This window comes from Halomonas sp. E19, from assembly GCF_052439355.1.
GTDB lineage: Bacteria > Pseudomonadota > Gammaproteobacteria > Pseudomonadales > Halomonadaceae > Halomonas.
This window is the reverse complement of record NZ_JBNFWU010000001.1, coordinates 2,513,750-2,533,048: the sequence shown is the minus strand read 5'-3', so window position 1 is coordinate 2,533,048 and position 19,299 is coordinate 2,513,750. Positions and strand designations below refer to the sequence as shown.

At 56.2% G+C, this 19,299-nt stretch carries 13 protein-coding genes and 4 pseudogenes; 11 read left to right on the top strand and 6 right to left on the bottom strand.

The window, feature by feature from the left end; all coding sequences use genetic code 11:
- Positions 1-37: 37 nt before the first annotated feature.
- From xseA to ACUDAL_RS13265, 3 genes and pseudogenes are all read right to left on the bottom strand, one after another.
- Positions 38-1,374: pseudogene (gene xseA / locus ACUDAL_RS13275) on the bottom strand (exodeoxyribonuclease VII large subunit).
- Between the two features lie 133 nt (positions 1,375-1,507).
- On the bottom strand, positions 1,508-2,152 hold the full coding sequence (locus tag ACUDAL_RS13270) for a PRC-barrel domain-containing protein (RefSeq protein WP_444678452.1): 645 nt from the start codon (positions 2,150-2,152) through the stop codon (positions 1,508-1,510).
- 61 nt (positions 2,153-2,213) lie between these two features.
- Positions 2,214-2,411 carry a CsbD family protein gene (locus ACUDAL_RS13265; RefSeq protein ID WP_444678451.1) on the bottom strand — a complete coding sequence of 66 codons (198 nt, stop codon included), beginning with the start codon at positions 2,409-2,411 and terminating at the stop codon, positions 2,214-2,216.
- Between the two features lie 228 nt (positions 2,412-2,639).
- Between ACUDAL_RS13265 and guaB the strand changes: the two genes are divergently transcribed.
- The 7 genes and pseudogenes from guaB (at position 2,640) to ACUDAL_RS13230 (ending at position 12,927) form a co-directional block, all read left to right on the top strand.
- Positions 2,640-4,109, top strand: a complete 1,470-nt coding sequence (gene guaB / locus ACUDAL_RS13260) for an IMP dehydrogenase (RefSeq protein WP_444678450.1) — start codon at positions 2,640-2,642, stop codon at positions 4,107-4,109.
- Between the two features lie 105 nt (positions 4,110-4,214).
- A pseudogene (guaA, locus tag ACUDAL_RS13255) lies at positions 4,215-5,788 on the top strand (glutamine-hydrolyzing GMP synthase).
- Positions 5,789-6,676: 888 nt separating this feature from the next.
- Positions 6,677-8,857 carry an NERD domain-containing protein gene (locus ACUDAL_RS13250; protein WP_444678449.1) on the top strand — a complete coding sequence of 727 codons (2,181 nt, stop codon included), beginning with the start codon at positions 6,677-6,679 and terminating at the stop codon, positions 8,855-8,857.
- Positions 8,854-9,513: a hypothetical protein gene (locus ACUDAL_RS13245; RefSeq protein ID WP_444678448.1), complete on the top strand. Its 660-nt coding sequence runs from the start codon at positions 8,854-8,856 to the stop codon at positions 9,511-9,513. The genes ACUDAL_RS13250 and ACUDAL_RS13245 overlap by 4 nt, the downstream gene beginning before the upstream one ends.
- Positions 9,514-9,611: 98 nt before the next feature.
- Positions 9,612-11,492 carry an AAA domain-containing protein gene (locus ACUDAL_RS13240; RefSeq protein ID WP_444678447.1) on the top strand — a complete coding sequence of 627 codons (1,881 nt, stop codon included), beginning with the start codon at positions 9,612-9,614 and terminating at the stop codon, positions 11,490-11,492.
- Positions 11,492-12,607: a hypothetical protein gene (locus ACUDAL_RS13235; protein ID WP_444678446.1), complete on the top strand. Its 1,116-nt coding sequence runs from the start codon at positions 11,492-11,494 to the stop codon at positions 12,605-12,607. The genes ACUDAL_RS13240 and ACUDAL_RS13235 overlap by 1 nt, the downstream gene beginning before the upstream one ends.
- On the top strand, positions 12,598-12,927 hold the full coding sequence (locus tag ACUDAL_RS13230; protein ID WP_444678445.1) for a hypothetical protein: 330 nt from the start codon (positions 12,598-12,600) through the stop codon (positions 12,925-12,927). Before ACUDAL_RS13235 ends, ACUDAL_RS13230 begins: the two co-directional genes overlap by 10 nt.
- 125 nt (positions 12,928-13,052) lie before the next feature.
- Here the strand turns inward: ACUDAL_RS13230 and ACUDAL_RS13225 are convergent.
- The 3 genes and pseudogenes from ACUDAL_RS13225 to ACUDAL_RS13215 form a co-directional block, all read right to left on the bottom strand.
- A pseudogene (locus tag ACUDAL_RS13225) lies at positions 13,053-14,293 on the bottom strand (NAD(P)/FAD-dependent oxidoreductase).
- A 342-nt stretch (positions 14,294-14,635) separates the two neighbouring features.
- A complete protein-coding gene (locus ACUDAL_RS13220) occupies positions 14,636-15,178 on the bottom strand; it encodes an HD domain-containing protein (protein ID WP_444678444.1) in 543 nt (180 codons plus the stop codon).
- A gap of 294 nt (positions 15,179-15,472) precedes the next feature.
- The gene (locus ACUDAL_RS13215) at positions 15,473-15,679 is read right to left on the bottom strand and encodes a cold-shock protein (protein WP_444678443.1); all 207 of its coding nucleotides are present in this window, start codon (positions 15,677-15,679) and stop codon (positions 15,473-15,475) included.
- A gap of 96 nt (positions 15,680-15,775) precedes the next feature.
- Here ACUDAL_RS13215 and ACUDAL_RS13210 point away from each other — a divergent pair, with 96 nt between their 5' ends.
- From ACUDAL_RS13210 to ACUDAL_RS13195, 4 genes and pseudogenes are all read left to right on the top strand, one after another.
- Positions 15,776-16,060: a hypothetical protein gene (locus ACUDAL_RS13210; RefSeq protein ID WP_444678442.1), complete on the top strand. Its 285-nt coding sequence runs from the start codon at positions 15,776-15,778 to the stop codon at positions 16,058-16,060.
- A gap of 70 nt (positions 16,061-16,130) precedes the next feature.
- Complete coding sequence (locus ACUDAL_RS13205; RefSeq protein WP_444678441.1) at positions 16,131-17,864, top strand: mechanosensitive ion channel family protein; 1,734 nt, start codon at positions 16,131-16,133, stop codon at positions 17,862-17,864.
- Between the two features lie 117 nt (positions 17,865-17,981).
- A pseudogene (gene yghU / locus ACUDAL_RS13200) lies at positions 17,982-18,856 on the top strand (glutathione-dependent disulfide-bond oxidoreductase).
- Between the two features lie 187 nt (positions 18,857-19,043).
- Positions 19,044-19,265: a hypothetical protein gene (locus ACUDAL_RS13195; RefSeq protein WP_444678440.1), complete on the top strand. Its 222-nt coding sequence runs from the start codon at positions 19,044-19,046 to the stop codon at positions 19,263-19,265.
- Positions 19,266-19,299: the final 34 nt, after the last annotated feature.

Below are 19,299 nucleotides of genomic sequence, written 5' to 3'. Positions count from 1 at the left end.
CCCCTGCCTAAAAGAGCGCCTGCCATAGGCGCTCTTTTCATTTCAGGCGGCGCTTCACCTCCACCCTCAGCCTTCCCTCTCCCAGTCGTGCGGTCAGCGCCTGGCCGGGCTGGGTGTCGGCTGCGCGCCGCACCACCTGGCCTTGCTCGTCCTGTAGGATAGCGTAGCCGCGCCCCAGCACCGCCAGCGGGCTCACCGTTTGCAGCTGACGGGCCAGGCCGGCCAGGCGGTCGCGCGAATGCGCCAACCTGCGCCGCATGGCCTGGGCCAGCCGTTCCTGGGCGCGCGCCAGCCGGCTCTCGGCCTGTTCGGCTTCGCGCTGCGGATGGCAGGCGGCGAGCCGCCGCGTCAGGTGGCGCAACTGCTCGCGCTCGCCGGCAAGCCGGGTGCGCAGCGCACGTACCAGGCGGGCTTCGCGTTCGTTCAGGGCCTGGCGCTGACGGACCAGCACTTCGCCGGGGTGACGCAGCCGGGCGCGGGCATGGTCGAGCCGTTGGCTTTCACGCGCCAGGCGTGCCTGGGTGCAGCGCGCCAGCCGCTGCTCCAGCTCCTGCAGGCGGCGCGACAGGTCGCGGCGATCCGGCACCAGCATCTCGGCGGCGGCGGAGGGGTGGGTGCGCGCAGGTCGGCGGCCAGGTCCGCCAGGGTGGTGTCGATCTCGTGCCCGACGGCCGACACGACTGGCAAGCGCGAGTGGAAGATCGCCCGGGCCAGGTGCTCGTCGTTGAACGCCCACAGGTCTTCCAGGCTGCCACCGCCGCGGGTGATCAGCACCGCATCGCGGGCCGGATCCAGCGCCTGCTGGCGATTGAGCAGCCCCAGGGCGGCGATCAGCGCCGGTGCCGCTTCGCGGCCCTGCACCGGCACGCCGATCAGGGTGACCTGGGTCAGCGGCCAGCGGGCGCCGAGCACGGCCAGCACGTCGCGAATGGCGGCGCCGCTGGGGGACGACAACACCAGCAGGTGGCGCGGCGGGTAGGGCTGGGGCCTAGCGTTGGCGAACACGCCCTCGTCGGCCAGGCGCTGGCGGAGCTGGGCCAGCGCCAGCAGCAGTTCGCCTTCGCCGGCCAGGCGCACGGCCTCGACGATCATCTGGTAGTCGCCCCGCGGCTCGAACAATGAGACCTGGCCACGCACGCGCACGCGGTCGCCGTCACGCATGGGCGCGGCGACGAAGCGGGCGCGCTGGCGAAACAGGGCGCAGCGCAGCTGTGCCGAGCTGTCCTTCAGCGTGAAATACAGGTGACCGGAGGCAGGCCGCGATACGCCGGAAAGCTCCCCTTCGACCCAAACCTCGCCGATGCCTTGCTCAAGCAGCTGGCGGGCGCGGCGATTCAGGTCGCTGACGGAGAGGGGCGTGTCGGCTGGGGGCATGGCGGCGACTCCTGCGGGCGATCGTGCCACTTTAGCACGGCTGCCGCGCAGCCAAGTTCACGAGCCAGTTTCACAACGAAGACGCCGGGCCACGAGGCCCGGCGTTGCGTTCTTCAGGGGAGGGGACGCTAACTCAATCGAAATCGTCCACCACATCCTCGTCGGTGTATTCGGCATCGTCGCGGTCGGTGCGGTCGCGGTTGACGCCGTCGGTGGCACCCACGGTGTCGCCATCGGCCTCGCCGTCGCGGAAGGCGGTGCCGCCATCGTCACCCCGCGTGCCGGTGCCCGCCGTGCCGGTGGTCTGCCAGACGCCCTCGCGATCGCCGCGCTCTTCGGTGCGACGGTTGCGCTCGTCGTTGAACCACTGCTCGTCGTAGGACGGGAAGTTCTCGAGTTCGTCTTCAGTGGCGTCGACCAGGATACGGTGGGTCACGTCGTTCTGGCCGAAGACGCCGCCGTCATCGCGCTCGGTTTCCATGCTGAAATGCTCGATGCCAACGACCACGTCGTCGCCACCCATGCCCCACAGGCCGCCGGCGCTGACGATCAGGGCCGTTACCTGGCCGTCATCGTCGATCAGGATGTTCTCGACGGTGCCGACTTCTTCGTCGGTGTCATTGGCGTGATAGACATCGGCGCCGATGATGTCGTTGGCGGAGTAGAGGCCCTGGGCCATCCGCTGGTCAGTCTGGTCCTGCTGTGCCACCGCTTGAGTGCCGAAGGCGAGGCTGCCGGCAATGGCAGCGACTGCGATAGTAAGAGCGTGCTTCTGCATGGTCACTTCTCCTTAGACCTGTCCGTAGACCTTGGATCGTGGTTTTGTGATGCGGGGGCGGTTAGAGGCCGCGAGCCCAATCATCGACCTGGCGTTCCGCTTCCTCGCGCTCCAGGCCATAGCGTTTCTGGATCTTGCCGACCAGCTCGTCCTTCTTGCCGCCGACTTGGTCCAGTTCGTCATCGGTCAGCTCGCCCCAACTGGCGCGGGCCTTGCCCTTCATTTCCTTCCAGGTGCCTTCGATCTGGTCCCAGTTCATTTCCGTCACTCCTATCCGTGAGTGGACCCGTTGCGCACTTCTCAAGCTAGTTCAGCTTCCTGCCGCTGTAAGTCAGCGTCGGTGTCTATCTGTTTCAGAATGTAGACGGGCGGTATGTCGGTGGGCGGCTGGCTCGGGACGGTGCCGCATTGCCCGTGTCTTGGAGCGAGCGTTATAATGGTCGATTCACTTTTCCCCCCTCCCCACCAGCACTGGGTGTTGCCGACTATGTTACGTATGGCCCAAGAAGCTCTTACGTTCGACGACGTATTACTCGTACCCGGCTACTCCGAGGTCCTGCCCAAGGACGTCAGCCTGCGAACCCGCCTGACCCGCGACCTGTACCTCAACATTCCCCTCGTCTCTGCCGCCATGGACACCGTGACCGAAGCCCGCCTGGCCATCGCCATGGCCCAGGAAGGCGGCATCGGCATCATCCACAAGAATATGAGCGTTACCGCTCAGGCCGCCGAGGTGCGCAAGGTCAAGAAGCACGAGAGCGTAATCGTCAAGGACCCGGTCACCGTCGGGCCCAAGGCCAAGCTCGAAGACCTGCTGAGCATGGCCGAGGAGTACGGCTTCTCCGGCTTTCCGGTAGTCGAGGGCGAGACCCTGGTGGGGATCGTGACCGAGCGCGACATGCGCTTCCAGCCCAACCAGGGCGACAGCGTTGCCGACATCATGACCCCGCGTGAACGGCTGGTGACGGTGGCCGAAGGCACCGGGCTCGACGTGATCAAGGCCAAAATGCAGGAACACCGGGTCGAGAAGATGCTGGTGGTGGACGAGGGCTTCCACCTGCGCGGCCTGGTCACCTTCCAGGACATCGAGAAGGCGCGCACCTTCCCCAACGCCGCCAAGGACGCCGACGGCCGCCTGCTGGTGGGCGCCGCCGTGGGCACCGGCCCCGAAACCCCCGACCGCGTCGCCGCGCTGGTGGAAGCCGGGGTCGACGTGATCATCGTCGACACCGCCCACGGCCACTCCAAGGGCGTGATCGACCGCGTGGCCTGGGTCAAGGAGCACTTTCCGCAGATCCAGGTGATCGGCGGCAACATTGCCACCGCCGCCGCCGCCCGTGCCTTGGCCGAGGCCGGCGCCGACGGCGTCAAAGTGGGCATCGGCCCCGGCTCCATCTGCACCACCCGCGTGGTGGCCGGCGTCGGCGTGCCGCAGATTACCGCGGTGTCCAACGTGGCCGAGGCGCTCAAGGCGTACGACATCCCGCTGATCGCCGACGGCGGCGTGCGCTACTCCGGCGACCTGGCCAAGGCGATTGCCGCCGGCGCCAGCGCGGTGATGGTGGGCGGCCTGTTGGCCGGTACCGAGGAAGCCCCGGGTGAGGTCGAACTGTTCCAGGGCCGTACCTATAAGGCCTACCGGGGCATGGGCTCGATGGGCGCCATGGCCCAGAGCCAGGGCAGCGCCGACCGCTACTTCCAGGACAAAGACGCCGGCGCCGAGAAGCTGGTGCCGGAAGGCATTGAAGGCCGCGTACCCTACAAGGGCGTGATGAGCGCCATCGTGCACCAGCTGATGGGCGGCCTGCGTGCCTCCATGGGCTACACCGGCTGCACCAACATCCAGGAGATGCGCACCAAGCCGGAGTTCGTGCAGATCACCGGCGCCGGCTTTGCCGAATCGCACGTTCACGACGTACAGATCACCAAAGAAGCTCCGAACTACCGAGCCGGTTAACCGCCAGCTCGTAAGAGACAGACGCGGCGGGACTCATCCCGCCGCACGCTTTTCAGACGCCTTGCCCTTGGCCCGCCGCCATACGCTGCCAGTAGAGACGCCCCGATGACCGACATTCACGCCCACAAGATCCTCATCCTCGACTTCGGCTCCCAGTACACCCAGCTGATCGCCCGCCGCGTGCGCGAGATCGGCGTGTACTCCGAGGTGCGTGCCTACGACATCACCGAGGAAGAGATCCGCGAATACGCCCCCAACGGCATCATCCTCTCCGGCGGCCCGGAATCCACCGTCGCTTCCGGCTCGCCCCGCGCGCCCGAGTGCGTGTTCGAGATGGGCCTGCCGGTGCTGGGCATCTGCTACGGCATGCAGACCATGGCGGTGCAGCTCGGCGGCGCCGTGGAAGGCTCCGACAAGCAGGAGTTCGGCTACGCCCAGGTCAAGATCGACAGCGACGACGACCTGTTCCGCGACATCAAGGACCACGTGGACCACGACGGCAAGGCGCTGCTCGACGTGTGGATGAGCCACGGCGACAAGGTGGCCCGTGCCCTGAACCGTTCACCGTGACCGCCTCCACCCCGAGCTGCCCCGTGGCCGCCATGACCTGGCCCGAGAAGCGCTTCTACGCCGTGCAGTTCCACCCCGAGGTGACCCACACCCTGCAAGGCCAGCGCATCCTCGAGCACTTCGTGGTGGGCGTGTGTGGTTCCGAAAAGCTGTGGACCCCGGCGCGCATCATCGAAGACCAGATCGCCCGCGTGCGCGATCAGGTGGGCGACCGCCACGTGCTGCTCGGCCTCTCCGGCGGCGTGGACTCCTCGGTAGTGGCCGCACTGCTGCACAAGGCCATCGGCGACCAGCTCACCTGCGTATTCGTCGACAACGGCCTGCTGCGCAAGAACGAAGGCGACCAGGTGATGGAAACCTTCGCCCGCCACATGGGCGTGAAGGTGATTCGCGTGGATGCCGAAGAGCTGTTCCTCTCCAAGCTGAAAGGCGAGAACGACCCGGAAGCCAAGCGCAAGATCATCGGCAACACCTTCATCGACGTGTTCGATGAAGAGGCCAGCAAGATCGAAGGCGTCGACTTCCTGGCCCAGGGCACCATCTACCCCGACGTGATCGAATCCGCCGCCAGCAAGACCGGCAAGGCCCACGTGATCAAGTCGCACCACAATGTCGGCGGCCTGCCCGAGACCATGAAGCTGCAGCTGGTCGAACCGCTGCGCGAACTGTTCAAGGACGAAGTGCGCAAGCTCGGCCTGGAACTCGGCCTGCCCTACGACATGGTGTACCGCCACCCCTTCCCGGGGCCGGGCCTGGGCGTGCGCATTCTCGGCGAAGTGAAGAAGGAGTACGCCGATATCCTGCGCGAAGCCGACGCCATCTTCATCGAGGAGCTGCACAACGCCGACTGGTACCACAAGACCAGCCAGGCCTTCGCCGTGTTCCTGCCGGTCAAGTCCGTCGGCGTAGTCGGCGACGGCCGCCGCTACGAATGGGTCATCGCCCTGCGCGCCGTGGAAACCATCGACTTCATGACCGCACGCTGGGCGCACCTGCCGTATGAGCTGCTGGAAAAGGTCTCCAACCGCATCATCAACGAGATCCGCGGCGTCTCCCGCGTGACGTATGACGTCAGCAGCAAGCCGCCCGCGACGATCGAGTGGGAGTGAGGTACGCCTAGGCAGAACGCCTGACACGGCTAAGCTGACCGGGATCAAGGGTCTACCAAAGGGTAGGCCCTTTTTCTTTGCAATCCGTTACAGGATTCAGTTAACTCAGTTTAAGGTCGCCGAGACGACTGCCGAAAGAACAGATAGGAAAACGCAGACAGGGCTGTCGCAGGGAAAGGATGTCATCCCCGGGCGGTAGCGTGTAGTGGAAAACTAATGCAGCCTATTAATGGAAACGCTATCTCTGGGGGCTTCTCATATTATATGAGCTGGGTAGAGCCTGCGGCACCCTTACTAATTTTAAGTTGGAAAGATTATTAATTTCTTTTGAAGAAAAGAATGAGATTCCTTTATTGCCAGAACAAACTAAATCATCCTCTGTTGCAGTCTTTTTTAAATTCAAATACAAATTATTTGCTGTGTAATATTCTACGAGAACTTGACGGCTATTTAGACTGTTAACTAATGATAAAATTGGCTTAAAGCCGGCTTGGAAGTGCGTATATCAAGTTGGTTAATTTTGATCTCATTCTAGCAGTAATTTCACTGCGAGGACTTTCTCTGCTTCGGTAATAGATACTGCTAGATTATTTTTAGTCGGACTTGAGTGGTGCGCTTTAGATGTTAATGAGCGCATGGCCAGTGATAGAAATTGGCAGCTAGATCATGATTAAATGAATAGTAGGCGAGTATCTAAATTTATATATAAAAGATAATGAGGGATGAAAGTTGAAAATAGAAATTTGGGATGGCGGGTTGCAAGAGCAAGAAGTAAAGGCAATTGAAAAAATAAAGACAGCTTTTTCTTCTAAGGCTATGATGAGTGGGAATCTATCTGAGGGGGGCTCTGCGTGATCAGCTACAGGATGCAGGATTTGGAAAAAAGGAATGTTTCCGTGGAAAGGTTATGCGGGATTTCGTTTTGTAGAGTCGAAGAAAGAAGGCGAATTTGATCTTGTAATTGTTACGCATTGCAACGTTATTATCGTCGAGCTGAAAGATTGGAATCATCATCCAATCACAGCCAAAGGTGATATTTGGTACAAAGGCGATCAGAACATGGGTCGCTCTCCAGTTAGCGTAACGCGGCCGAAAAAATTTATGCTAGACAATAAGTTAAAACGTCTGTCGCATAAGTTTTCCAACAAAGGATTTGTTCCTCGCGTTTATTTTTTTGTCGTCATGACAGGTGACGCTGATTTTAGTCAATTGCCAGAGGACCAACTCCATCACACGATATCGTTGCGAGAATTCTTAAAGTATTCTAATGAGGGCACCTTTAACCATTACTTTAGGCCCCACCCAAACGAAAAAGTCCTCAATCAGGATTTCTTAATATTTGATAAGCTTTTCCTAGGTCCGCAGACAGCCCCGAAAACATTAAGGGTAGATGGTTACGAGGCTAAAGAACAAATTTTCAAGCACCCTAAGAACGTCTATCGAGAATATCTGGCAAGATCAGAAATTTCCTCAAATTCCGAAGCGCTGCTTCGCGTATGGAACTTCAATAAAGTAGAAGGTGGAAAAGCGTACACACCTGATGGTAGAGCTGAGATTGTCTCGCGCGAACGTGCAGTCCTCCACCATCTCAATCATCATAATCGGGATTTGTATAACCATTGCTTGCGCTCGTTAACTAGTTTTCAAAAAGACGAAATCACTGCAGAGTATTGTGAGGTTTATGAGTTGCCTCCTGGGCATGTGAGATTTAACGAATTTGTTGGAAAGTATGGGGCAGCCTTCTCTGATCAAGACCTGTCAAACATAGCGAAATTATTAGTTTCAAAATTTGGCGATCTTCATGAAGCGAAGGTTGCACATAGAGATATTGCGGATCACAGCCTTTGGCTTTCTCCATCGAAGGAGATTGCCTTATCTAACTTTATATCAGCCTATCATCGCTCCACAGGGACAGTTGGTGACTATAGAAAGGCCCTAGCAGTGGGTGCAGTTGAAGCACAGGATATGCTGGATGACAGTGACTTAACTCCTTATCAGAAAGATGTGCATGCTTTGGGCTTGGTGTGCTGGCACCTTCTTAATGGGCGTCGTATGTCTCCAAAAAGTCTGGAGGCAGTACAGAATGAGATGCTCGCGTGTAATGAGTGGTACTCAGAAGTTCTTTTGGACGCAGTTGCAGCAAATTTTTCAAATGCGTCAGAGTTTTTTGAAGCTTTAGTGGAAGCGGAACCCGCCGATGATGAGATGTCTACTTTTGATGATGTCGATCTAGACCCATATCGCCATGCAATTAATCATTTGCGACAATACCGTGAAGATGGCGAGTTCATTGTTGAAACGTCGGATAAGGAAGTCTATGTATCTGGTGGAAGGTTGGTTAAAGCATGGCTCGACTGTGGCGGACAAGGTGCTTCTTTAGTTTCTAATTTCCAAGTGCTTGGCTTTCTGAGAAGGTTGGACAAACTAAAGTCAGTAAATCCAAGTTACCTACCAACCATTCGAGACTATGGCATCGCTTCTAAATCATCTGCTTTGTATCTAGTAACTGACCTTGTTGATGGCAGCACATGGGAAACTGCCAAAATAGAAGAAGAGTTTCGCCTGGATAGTGTCTCTAAGTTAGTTGATGCAGTGGAGCACCTGCATGGACTTGGACTATCTCATGGTGATTTGCACCCTAAAAATGTAATGATTGAAGAAGGTAGTTCGTCGATATTTTTGATTGATATTCCTGATTTCACCCCTTCTGACGATGAGCCTAAAAATCATCAATACAGCCCCGACAATATAGATGGATGCACATCTTTTGAGCGTGATAATTTTGCCGTCATGAAAATGTCGTGCGAACTATTGGGAATGGCTTGGGGAGTGAAATCTGAAAAATTCTCTTCGATTGCTAACGCAGTTTTAGTAGAGTTGGAAGATCCGCAGTTCGGATTCAAAGATCTTGGGCGCTTCAAGAAAGCATTAAATACGCCAAAGGTTGAAACTGAGCAGGAGTATATTGAAATCATTGCCGGTAATGCTGATGAAACTGTAACTTTGCTTCCTGACAACGGTCATCTTTACTGCCGAGTCGAAAAAACCCTAAAGAATCATCTGAGGTGAAAGTCACTTTCGCAGGGATTGGCGGGGTTGTTTCTGCGATGTACAGCAAGGACGAGAAAGGGCTTGTAGTCGGGTTTACGCCAAAGCAGCGATCATCAGTGAATAAACGCGATGCTGAAGAAAGCCATTTCGAATTGCCCTGTGCTATTAAAGTTATACCGGGTAAGCCCCATGTTTTATCGGCATTGACCGCAGTTTTGGAAAATAATGAGGCTTTTCATAGAGCGGTTGAGCTGGCTACGGTTCTGGACGATACGGAACAGGACGAGCCGAAAAAAGAGAGTGGTTTGATCACGCTCGAACTAAAAGAAGCTTTCGAGCGTTTAAATAATCAGGCTGGAGCGCGGCTAGAGAGTTCAAAAATAGCCATTTCGACTACGAAGCTTTGGCAGGCGATTCTAGATACCGAAACACAATCACTTCCGAATATCGAAATCGACGGTGAGATTTCACCCATCGGAAAAACTGATGGCCGAATCATCATGCCATACTCCGCCGAAGTTGATCCTCTAGGTGCATTCTCTGCCTCTGATGAAGTAGAGGCATTACTTGTGGATGAGGACGGGGGTGAAAGGGTTTTGGGAGAAGTTTGCCTGAAATCTTCCACTCTCAATTCAGTCAGTCTTCTCAAAGCCAGGGGGCGGCGTACTTCTTAAAAAACAGTGATGTTGTTTTTTTCAGAACATGGCAAGACAGAGCGTCTTACCGTAAGAGGAAAGCAGCCCTTAAACGTCTAATAGACCGAGAAGGCGTTATGCCGGAACTGGTGGATTTGTTCGATCCTTCATGTGATAGAACTGCCACCCAATATGGTATTGAGACAACAGATGAAGACTTTTCTCGATATGATAGAGAAGACAAATACGGAAATCAAATTAGCCTTAACTCTCAGCAAAGAGACGCGTTTTCGAAAATAGTCAATAACGGGCCGTTATCACTGTTGCAAGGCCCACCTGGAACAGGAAAGACGGAGTTCATTGCAGCATTTGTACACTACTTGGTTGAAAAGCAACAAGCCAAGAAAATTTTGTTAGTAAGTCAATCACATGAAGCGGTGAATACTGCTGCTGAGCGAATAAGACGACACTGCGCTCGACTTAACACGGACTTGGAGGTTGTACGATTCAGTAACCGCGAGGCTGCTGTGTCGACAGGATTGAAAGATGTTTATTCCCACGCTATCACCGCAGAGAAAAGAGAGCTATTTGGTGCAGAGATAAAGTACAGGGTTGAAGCTCTAAGTGATGCTCTAGGTCTGCAGCCTGAATTTATTTCCAGTGTTGTTTTGGCAGAGTTTAAATTATTCAGTAAGGTCGACCATCTCGAGACGCTTTTATATCGAGTGGATGATGTGGTTGATGATGAGGATATAAAAAAATTAAGGTCGATCGCTGTCGAACTCGATTATTCGATTCGTGAGGAACTTAGCGTTAAGTTTGGCATTGAATTGGAATGCACTGCCCCAATTTCAGATGTAAAAGACAGAGTGGTATCAAAGCTGTGCTTCGATTATGGAGTTAGGCCGGACGAAGCGCGGCGCGTACTAGCCTTAGCTAAAGTTTCGCGAGATATGCACAACGCTCTGTCTGCCGAGCGTGTGAATTATGACGAGTTTTTTGCCCGCTCCCGACAATTGGTAGCCGGCACATGTGTTGGCATAGGTCAAGGACACATCGGTATTCAAGACAATATTTACGACTGGGTAATTATTGATGAAGCAGCGCGTTCTATTGCTAGTGAACTTGCTATTGCAATGCAATCTGCCAAGAGAGTGCTATTGGTAGGTGATCACTTGCAACTACCACCTCTTTATTCTGATGCACACAAAAAAGCCTTGGCGCGAAGGCTGGGAATAAGTAGTAAGCACACCGAGCTGGATGAGGTCCTTCGTAGTGATTTTGCAAGAGCATTCAATTCTAAATACGGTGAACAGACAAGCGCCGCATTACTAACTCAATACCGGATGGCCCCACCCATCGGAAATCTTGTTTCTACGACATTCTATGATGGTAAATTGAAGAATGGTGATAGGAGCATTCCTGCTATTTATGATTGTGCGCCCGCTCCATTACGCAGCGTAGTTACGTGGATTGATACCTCTAATTTGGGTCAAAAGTCCTACCACTCCAAAGGAGGCGGTACTAGTATCTATAATAGGAGCGAGGCGGATGAAATAATAGCGCTCCTAAAAGAATTGTCTGATAATTTAGAGTTTGTTAAAGGACTCTCAGGAGTGATTGGTGAGGATGAGGCTGCGATTGGTGTTATTTGCATGTATTCAGAGCAAAAGAATATTCTACGTGCGAAATTCAACCAAGAGGCGTGGAATGATGGATTTAAAGACCTAGTGAAGATAGACACTGTTGACAGCTATCAAGGGAAGGAAAATCGAGTGATTATCCTATCCCTGACTCGTTCTGACAAACAACATACTGCAGGCTTTTTGAGAGCGCCGAATCGAATAAACGTGGCCATGTCGCGAGCCATGGATCGATTGGTGATTGTTGGTAATGCAGACATGTGGAAAGGCGGCAATAAAAATATGCCTCTAGGATTGGTTTTGAGTTTTATGAATCAGCATGGGTGTGCTGCTGGGTATTCTTTTGCTTCTGCTCGTCAAGGTGGTAATAACTAATGGATTCACTAAACAACATAACTTATCAGGAAGTCGATTTTCTTCTTCCATCACAAAAATTTAACATCCAGTTTTCATATATAACACAAAAAGGCTTGCCATTTATTCGGGAGTTTGTTCTTCGCTTGGTTCACATAGCTCCAATGAGTAAATCCCAGATAGCCACATACTTCGGACTGAGCCGGCTTGAGACGGAAGAGGCTGTATCAGACTTAGTTCAGCGAGGAGAGTTGACTCTTTCAGATAATGGTCGACTCATGTTGACTAATCTTTCACAAGGCTATTTTACAGACTTGGGAGAGACTCCTCAGCTTTCGGCTGTCTTGGACAGTGGAGCGACACTCTCATTTGATTTAGCTAGCTTTAGCTGTTTTAGTAATAAGAATTTTAATGATAGTTGGAGGTGCGGTATCTCACTTGAGGTGGATGGTAAGAATGTCTCACAAAGTGAAAAGCTGGTCGAGAAACATTTTCAGCATCAATTTTCCCAGATATTAGATAAAGAATTTCTGCCTAACTCTGTTAGTCGAGATGCCAAGGAGAGACCTTACGTTTATACAGTAAATGCAGTAAATAAATTGCGCGACTTGCCTCTTCGACTTACGATTAAATTTACAATTGGTGAAGATGGTGAGTCGCTTGAAAGGGCCGATTTTGAACAGCTAAATGATTCTGAGGTTGTGCATGGGCTTATAGCGATAAGTTTATCAAGTTTGGTACGTCCCTCAAATACGATGTCTCTTATGCAGGCGATGATGGAGCTTGGGGATGAGGACACGATTAAGGTCTTTGATCCTAAAACAAATTCTGTTATTCCTCGCTTTATCGATGATCTACAAAAACTAGAAGAACACAATGAGGCGGCTAGAACAACTTTCGTAGGCCAGGTCTACACACTACCCAATTGGGAGTTGCTTCAAAAATTTTTATCACCGATACTGGCGAAACGTATAAGTAATAAAGCAGAGTACGGAGATAGCCGCTTTACATGGATTGCTCCGTCCGATCCCTTTGGGCGAAAAGTGACAGAGCTAGGTCAGCGATCAGTACTTTCATCGACAGGGCGGCCACAAAAAATAAGAGGCTTTACAAGCCGACTATTTATGTGCCTGTAATTGGCTGTGACGACTTTCGAGCCGCTAAAAAGTGGTGTCACGAGTTCAGGGGGTTTGAAAATTCAATCAACGGATTGGCTGAGGGTATGCTCGGAGGCAATGTTGAAATAATCCATTTGGATGATGAGTTAGTGGTTGTTGTGTATCATTTTTCGAAGCCTGAAGCGTTGCCTGTCTCTATGCCAGTAGGTTTTATTTCAACTAATAAATTTATTGTCGAAAGAGTGGGGCGTATCGCTCGCGATTATGTCGATTCCTGCTCTTCGTTTGATAGGCCAAACGATTGTGGAGCTATTTCGGCAATAGCTAAACTTCGTTAAGGGGTCGCCGATAAATAAAATTCAAGAATTCCAACATTTCACCGCAGAAGTCCCTGCATAATAGCTGCAAGAATATACACAAAACGGGCGCCTCAAGGACGCCCGCTTTCGTTATGAGCTCAGCTTCAGAAGCGGTCGACCCGGAACGGGGCCATATCCACCGCGGGCGCTTCGCCATCCATCATCTGGGCGAGCAGTTCGCCGGTGGCTGGGCCGAGGGTGAAGCCCTGATGGCCGTGGCCGAAGGCGAGCCACAGCCCTTCCTTGTTGGGGGCGGGGCCGATCACCGGCTTCATGTCGGGCAGGCAGGGGCGGGCGCCTTTCCAAGGCTGGCTGTCGCGCCGCTTGCCCAGCGGGAACAGCTTGCGTGCCACCTTCTCGGCGGCGGCCAGCTGCTTGTACTGGGGTGGCGATTCCAGGTCGGCCAACTCGGCGCCGGTGGTCAGGCGAATGCCGGCGCGCATCGGTTCGAGCAGGAAGCCTTTCTCGGCGTCCATCACCCAGTGGTTGAGCTTGGCGTTCCCTTCGGCGGAGTAGTGCATGTGGTAGCCGCGCTTCACGAACAGCGGCACTTTCATGCCCAGCTTCGCCAGCAGCTCTCCGGCCCAGGGCCCAGGGCCACCACCACTTCCTCAGCTTCCAGGGCGCCTTCGCTGGTATCGACTCGCCAGCCGCCCTCAACCTGGCGCACGTCCTCGACGCTGGCCTGCTTCACCTGGCCGCCTTGGTCGGCAAAGCTGCGGGCGTAGGCCTGTACCAGGCCGCCCGGGTCCGAGACCATCCAGGGCTGCGTCCAGTGGATCGCTCCGATCAGCCCTTTGGCCAGGTGCGGCTCCTTGGCGTAGAGCGCCTCGGCGTCCAGCACCTCGTACTCCACCCCGAAGCGCTCGTGGTTTTCCCGGGCTTCTTGCTGGCGCTCCTCAAATTCTTTCTGGGTGCGGTACAGCTCCAGCCAGCCGCCCTTGCGCACCAGCGCCTCGGCGCCGGCGGCTTCGATCATCGGCGCGTGGGCATCCTGGCAGCGCATGATCAGCGAGGCCCACTCGTTCACGATGCGCTCGTAGCGCTTACCGCTGGAGTTCAGCCAGTAGTTCAGCAGCGGGCCCGCCGCGCTCAGCATGCCAGTGGGGCGGTAGCGGATGTCTACCTGGCGGTTGGGCACCACCCGCAGCAGGGTGGCGACATCGCGGGGAAAGGCGTAAGGGCGCACCGCCTCGCGCTGGATGATGCCGGCATTGCCGAAGGAAGTCTCTAGGCCCGGCTCGCGGCGGTCCACCAGCGTGACATCATGACCGCGACGCACCAGATGCCAGGCTACAGATACGCCGACCATGCCGGCACCAAGAACGATGATTTTGCGGGCCATGAAGGTCTCCCTGCCGATGGAAAATGGAAAGCTCCGCCGCGGGCAGAGCCTGTCATTGCGCGGAGTGTATCAGCACTTCCCAGAAAATCGGCTGCCTGCTGAAAATTAAGATAAAGCCGCCATAACTCTGCTTTCAGACAGAATTTTCGCCCATAGTCATAAGGTTGAAGAGAATTTTTGTTTGTAGCGGGCCCTGGGCCTGCTCGCGCCCTTATCGAATAGTGTAGGTGCTGCCTTGAGGGCCGCCATGGTCTGGCTGTGCTCTGATCAAGGGCGGGTGGGGCGGCCGTACTGCTGGTCTTTGGTGAATGGTAGCGATGAGGCTCGGGAGGCTGTCGCTGGTTATCGCGAAGCGCCGCGGATCTTGGCCTCGCCCTCCGTCAAGACGCTCCATGCCTGGCGCCTCAGCGCCTCGTCACCCGCCGTCATCACTTCCAGAAGCTGGCGCTTTTCGGCCAGGTAGACCCGGGCGAAGCCATGGTCTCGCGCGACAATGCTGCCGGTGTTGTCGATCAGGTCGGCGTACTTGATGGTCTGCGCCTGTGGGGATACCTGCGCCAGCCTGTCGCGCTCCAGTGCCTTGCGGTGGGCGCGATTGCCGATTTCCGGATTGGAGAACTGGTTCGTCAATTCCAGCACCAGCAGGGTGACACGCTGACCGAAGCACTCCTCGATGTCCAACGCCGTCACGGCGGTGTCTTCGAGCACGTCGTGCAGGTAGGCGGCGGCGATCATCTCTGCTGTTGCCGACCCTACGGCCGCCACCATCTCGGCAACGTCCACCGGGTGCTGCCAGTAGGGCTCGTCGGTGTACTTGCGTCGCTGCCCCACGGCCTGGTGGGCGGCGCGGCTGAACAGCGCAGCGTGTCTGATCATGTCGTGCATCTGGTCACTCCCGTTGCTGTACTTTCCATCCTGTTGCCAGCTATCGTCGAGCATGGAGTACTTCATGGGGAGTATTAGCAGAGAACGAGCTGGTGTAATAGGTTGGTTGTAGATCAGCGGCTGGGTTGTATTGATGCAGAGGCAGAGTATTTCAATACTTTTGGGTTGCTCAGGCTAGACGCTAATTGATAAAGGCCACGCTCGATAAGTGTCATGTTTAATAAAGCAGCAAGGCCCGCCTAGGCGGGCCTTGCTATCGAGCCGTGAGACTCGACAAATCGTTTAACCGTTAGGTTAGGCGATTTGCTTGATATTCGAAGCCTGAAGGCCTTTCTTGCCCTGGGTCACGTCAAACGAGACGCTTTGACCTTCCTGCAGGGACTTGAAGCCATCAGATTGAATTTCGGAGAAATGGGCGAACACGTCGTCGCTGCCATCGGCAGGAGAAATGAAGCCAAAACCCTTGGAGTCGTTGAACCACTTGACTGTTCCAGTCGTCATAATCGAATTCCTTTCGCGCATTTTAGCGCCTTGCCTTTGTCCTGGTGTTACCCAGATGAGTAGCGGGTAAAACAAGGAAAATCACAGGGCTGCCGAATGAATCCGAACGCTACTGAAACCATGCCGCTTGCTTACCAACTGCAGCTACGGTGTCACGTTGACTGTTCCAGGTCAAAGCCTTTCGTTGCTGTTTTTAGTGAATGTCGTGAAGAGCATGTTTTCGTTGAAGTTAATAAAAAATTAAATTCCGGTTTGAACGGAAGTGCTGATCTCGACATAGGCAAGAGGGGGCTGGGCAGGTCGGAGGCGGCACTGGGCTGGACGAAGCGCAAGCCGTTGGCTGTACTGCAAGCAACCTTGGGGCTGGCTGGCGCGGCATGATCGCCGAGCGGGCAGCCCCACGCTGGCCGAGGGAGGCGCCAGCGTTTCGCTTCGTATCAGGATGAGCTGTATGACGGGAAACGGCACATGGCGACGAGTGGCAGTGTGGGCCGTCTTGCTGATGGGGATTGTCATTGCGCTGCCGGGCTTTGCGCAGGTGCCCCAAGGGGCGGGTGGCAATGGGCCTGAAAGCGAGAGTGAAAGCGAGGCCGAGGAGAAGGAGTGGTTTCCCCTCGACTCGCTGAATGTCGGGCTTGGTGAGGTACCCGAAGGCGTATTGCGCTCCACCCCGCGGGATTCGGTCCGCAGCTTCCAGCAGCTTACCGGGCAGGAGCGGTATGCCGACGCGGCGCACCTGCTCAATCTTTCCGAGCTGGAACCGGAGGCACAGCGCCAGCAAGGGGCGGAGTTGGTGCGGCAGCTGGCCGAGGTGTTTCAGCGCGGCGAGGGGCTGGATGCTTCCGAGCTTTCCGGGCGGCAGGATGCCGCTATCGAGGACCCTTCAGGGCAGCACCCCCAGGCGGGTGAGCCGCGGCGAGATATCGAGCTGGCATCGCTCGAGGCCGGCGGTGAAGCCTATGATATCCGCCTGGCTCGCTATCGGGTGGACGATGAAGACCCGGTCTGGCTGATTACGCCGAACAGCATCGCTTCCATTCCCGTGCTCTACGAGGCGTTCGGCCCCTCGCTGATCGAGCGCTATATCCCCGAGCGCTTCAAGACCCCGCTCGGCCGGCTTCAGCTCTGGGAGTGGATCGCCCTTCCGCTCTTCTTGCTGTTGATCGGCCTGGTGGGCTGGGGGGTTTACTGGTTTGTGGGCCTGCTGGCCTACTGGTTTCCCAGCGGGGTGGTGAGCATCTTCACCGGCCGCATCCGTGGCCCCATGGCGCTGCTGATCATGGCGTTCGTGGCGCAGACGCTGCTCGACTACGTGGTGTCGTTCACGGCGATGGCCACCACCTTCATCAGCGTGATGCTCATTGCGCTGATCGCCTGGAGTGTCGCCAGCATTGCGCTGCGCCTGGTGGATACCTTCCTGCTCAAGGTCACCCGGCGCTTCGTGGGCGAAATCGACGACACCAAGCCCAAGGATGAGCGCAGACTTCTGACATCGCTCTATGCGCTGCGCCGGGTCATCATCCTGGTCACGGTCATCGCCGTTGCCGTTTATGTGCTGAGCCAGATCCAGCTCTTCGAGACGCTGGGCATGTCGCTGCTGGCGTCGGCCAGCGTGGTGGCCGTGCTGGTGGGTATCGCGGGCCAGGCGGTGCTGAGCAACATTCTTTCCTCGTTCCAGCTCTCGCTGGCCAAGCCCATCCGCATCGGCGACCTGGTGATGTTCGAAGGGCAGTGGTGCTACGTGGAGGGTATCTTCTATACCTACATCCGCCTGCGGGTGTGGGATGAGCGGCGGGTGATCGTGCCGGTGACCTACTTTGCCTCGAAGCCCTTCGAGAATTTCTCGGTGATCAATCCCAAGATGTACCGCAGCCTGGAGTTGACCCTGCACCTGAGCGCCGATATCGAGGTGATTCGTGAGAAATTCATGGCGCTGGCCGAGCAGGAGGAGAACGTCATCGAGCATCACAAGCTGTGCTGCTACGTGACCGGCCAGACCGAAAGGGCGCAGACCGTGGTCTGCTATCTGATGGGTTCCGACCCCTTCGCCGGCTGGGTGGCAGAGATGCAGATCCGCGAGAAGCTGATGGCCTTCATTCGTGACGAGCACCCGGAATGGTGGCCCCGCGAGGTGGTGGTCTTGAGCCAGCGAGATATCGCCCGTGGCGATAAGCCCGATGCCTAGCGACAAGGCCGGCGGTATGCTCGAACCCCAACTTTTAACCGGCTATCTTTTGCCTACTGCTCGCGTTCGCTGTTCGGCAGCAGACGCGGCTGTTTCGCTAGCCGTTGGGGAATTGCCATGAGTTCAGACAATGCGTACGTGCCGCCCAGGGTATGGAAATGGGAGAGGGCGAGCGGCGGCCAGTTCGCCAGCATCAATCGACCGGTAGCGGGGCCGACCCACGACCAGGCGCTGCCGGTAGGCGAGCACCCGTTCCAGCTCTATTCGCTGGCCACGCCCAATGGGGTGAAGGTCACGGTGATGTTCGAGGAGCTGCTGGCGTTGGGCCACAGGCAGGCCGAGTACGATGCCTGGCTGATTCGTATCGCCGAGGGCGAGCAGTTCGGCAGCGGGTTCGTGGCGGTGAACCCCAACTCCAAGATCCCGGCGCTGATGGATCACAGCACCTCGCCGCCCACCCGAGTGTTCGAATCGGGCGCCATCCTGCTCTACCTGGCAGAAAAGTTCGGCGAGTTCCTACCCCGCGACCCGGCTGGGCGAACGGAGGCGTTGAACTGGCTATTCTGGCAGATGGGCAGCGCACCCTATCTCGGCGGCGGCTTCGGCCACTTCTATGCCTACGCACCCACCAAGATCGAATACGCCATCGACCGCTTCGCTATGGAGGCCAAGCGCCAGCTCGACGTGCTGGATCGTCGCCTGGCCGAAAGCCGCTACCTGGGGGCGAGGCCTACACCATCGCCGACATCGCCAACTGGCCTTGGTATGGGCAGCTGGCGCTGGGGCGGCTTTACGAAGCGGGTGAATTTCTGCAGGTCGAGACGTACGAACACGTGCAGCGGTGGGCCAGGGAGATCGATGCCCGTCCGGCGGTAACGCGCGGTCGCATGGTCAACCGCACCTTCGGTGAGCCGGAAGAGCAGCTGCACGAGCGCCACGCCGCCAGCGACTTCGACACCGCCACCCAGGACAAGCTCGTACCGCGGCGCTGAGGGAGGGGGCGATAGCGCGGGTAGCGAGGCGATGCTCATGTGATACGTTCAGGCTATTGAAGCGATAGGCTGGCTCTCTCGAACCTTCCCTGCATGGCTAGGCTCCAATGTCATACCCGTAACCACGTAAAGCATGAGCGGCAGTATGACGATACAAGCCATCCACCATCAGGGAAGGAGCTGACATATGATGACGCGTCTAGGTTGTGTTCTGTATTTGATCGGGATCGGGGTGGCCATCGTGATGGTATTCCCGTTGATCTCGGCCTTGGCCTATTCAGCGCTGACAGGCTTCGAGCAGATTCGCTGGGGGCTCTTCTTCTCCGGCAGCCTGTTCTTCCTCGTTATCGCTGCGATGGCCTTCCTGCTTGGCAAAGGCGCCAACCACGCCCTCAGCAACGCGAGTTGAAGCTGAGGCTTCCTGCCTGACAATGTCACCCGCA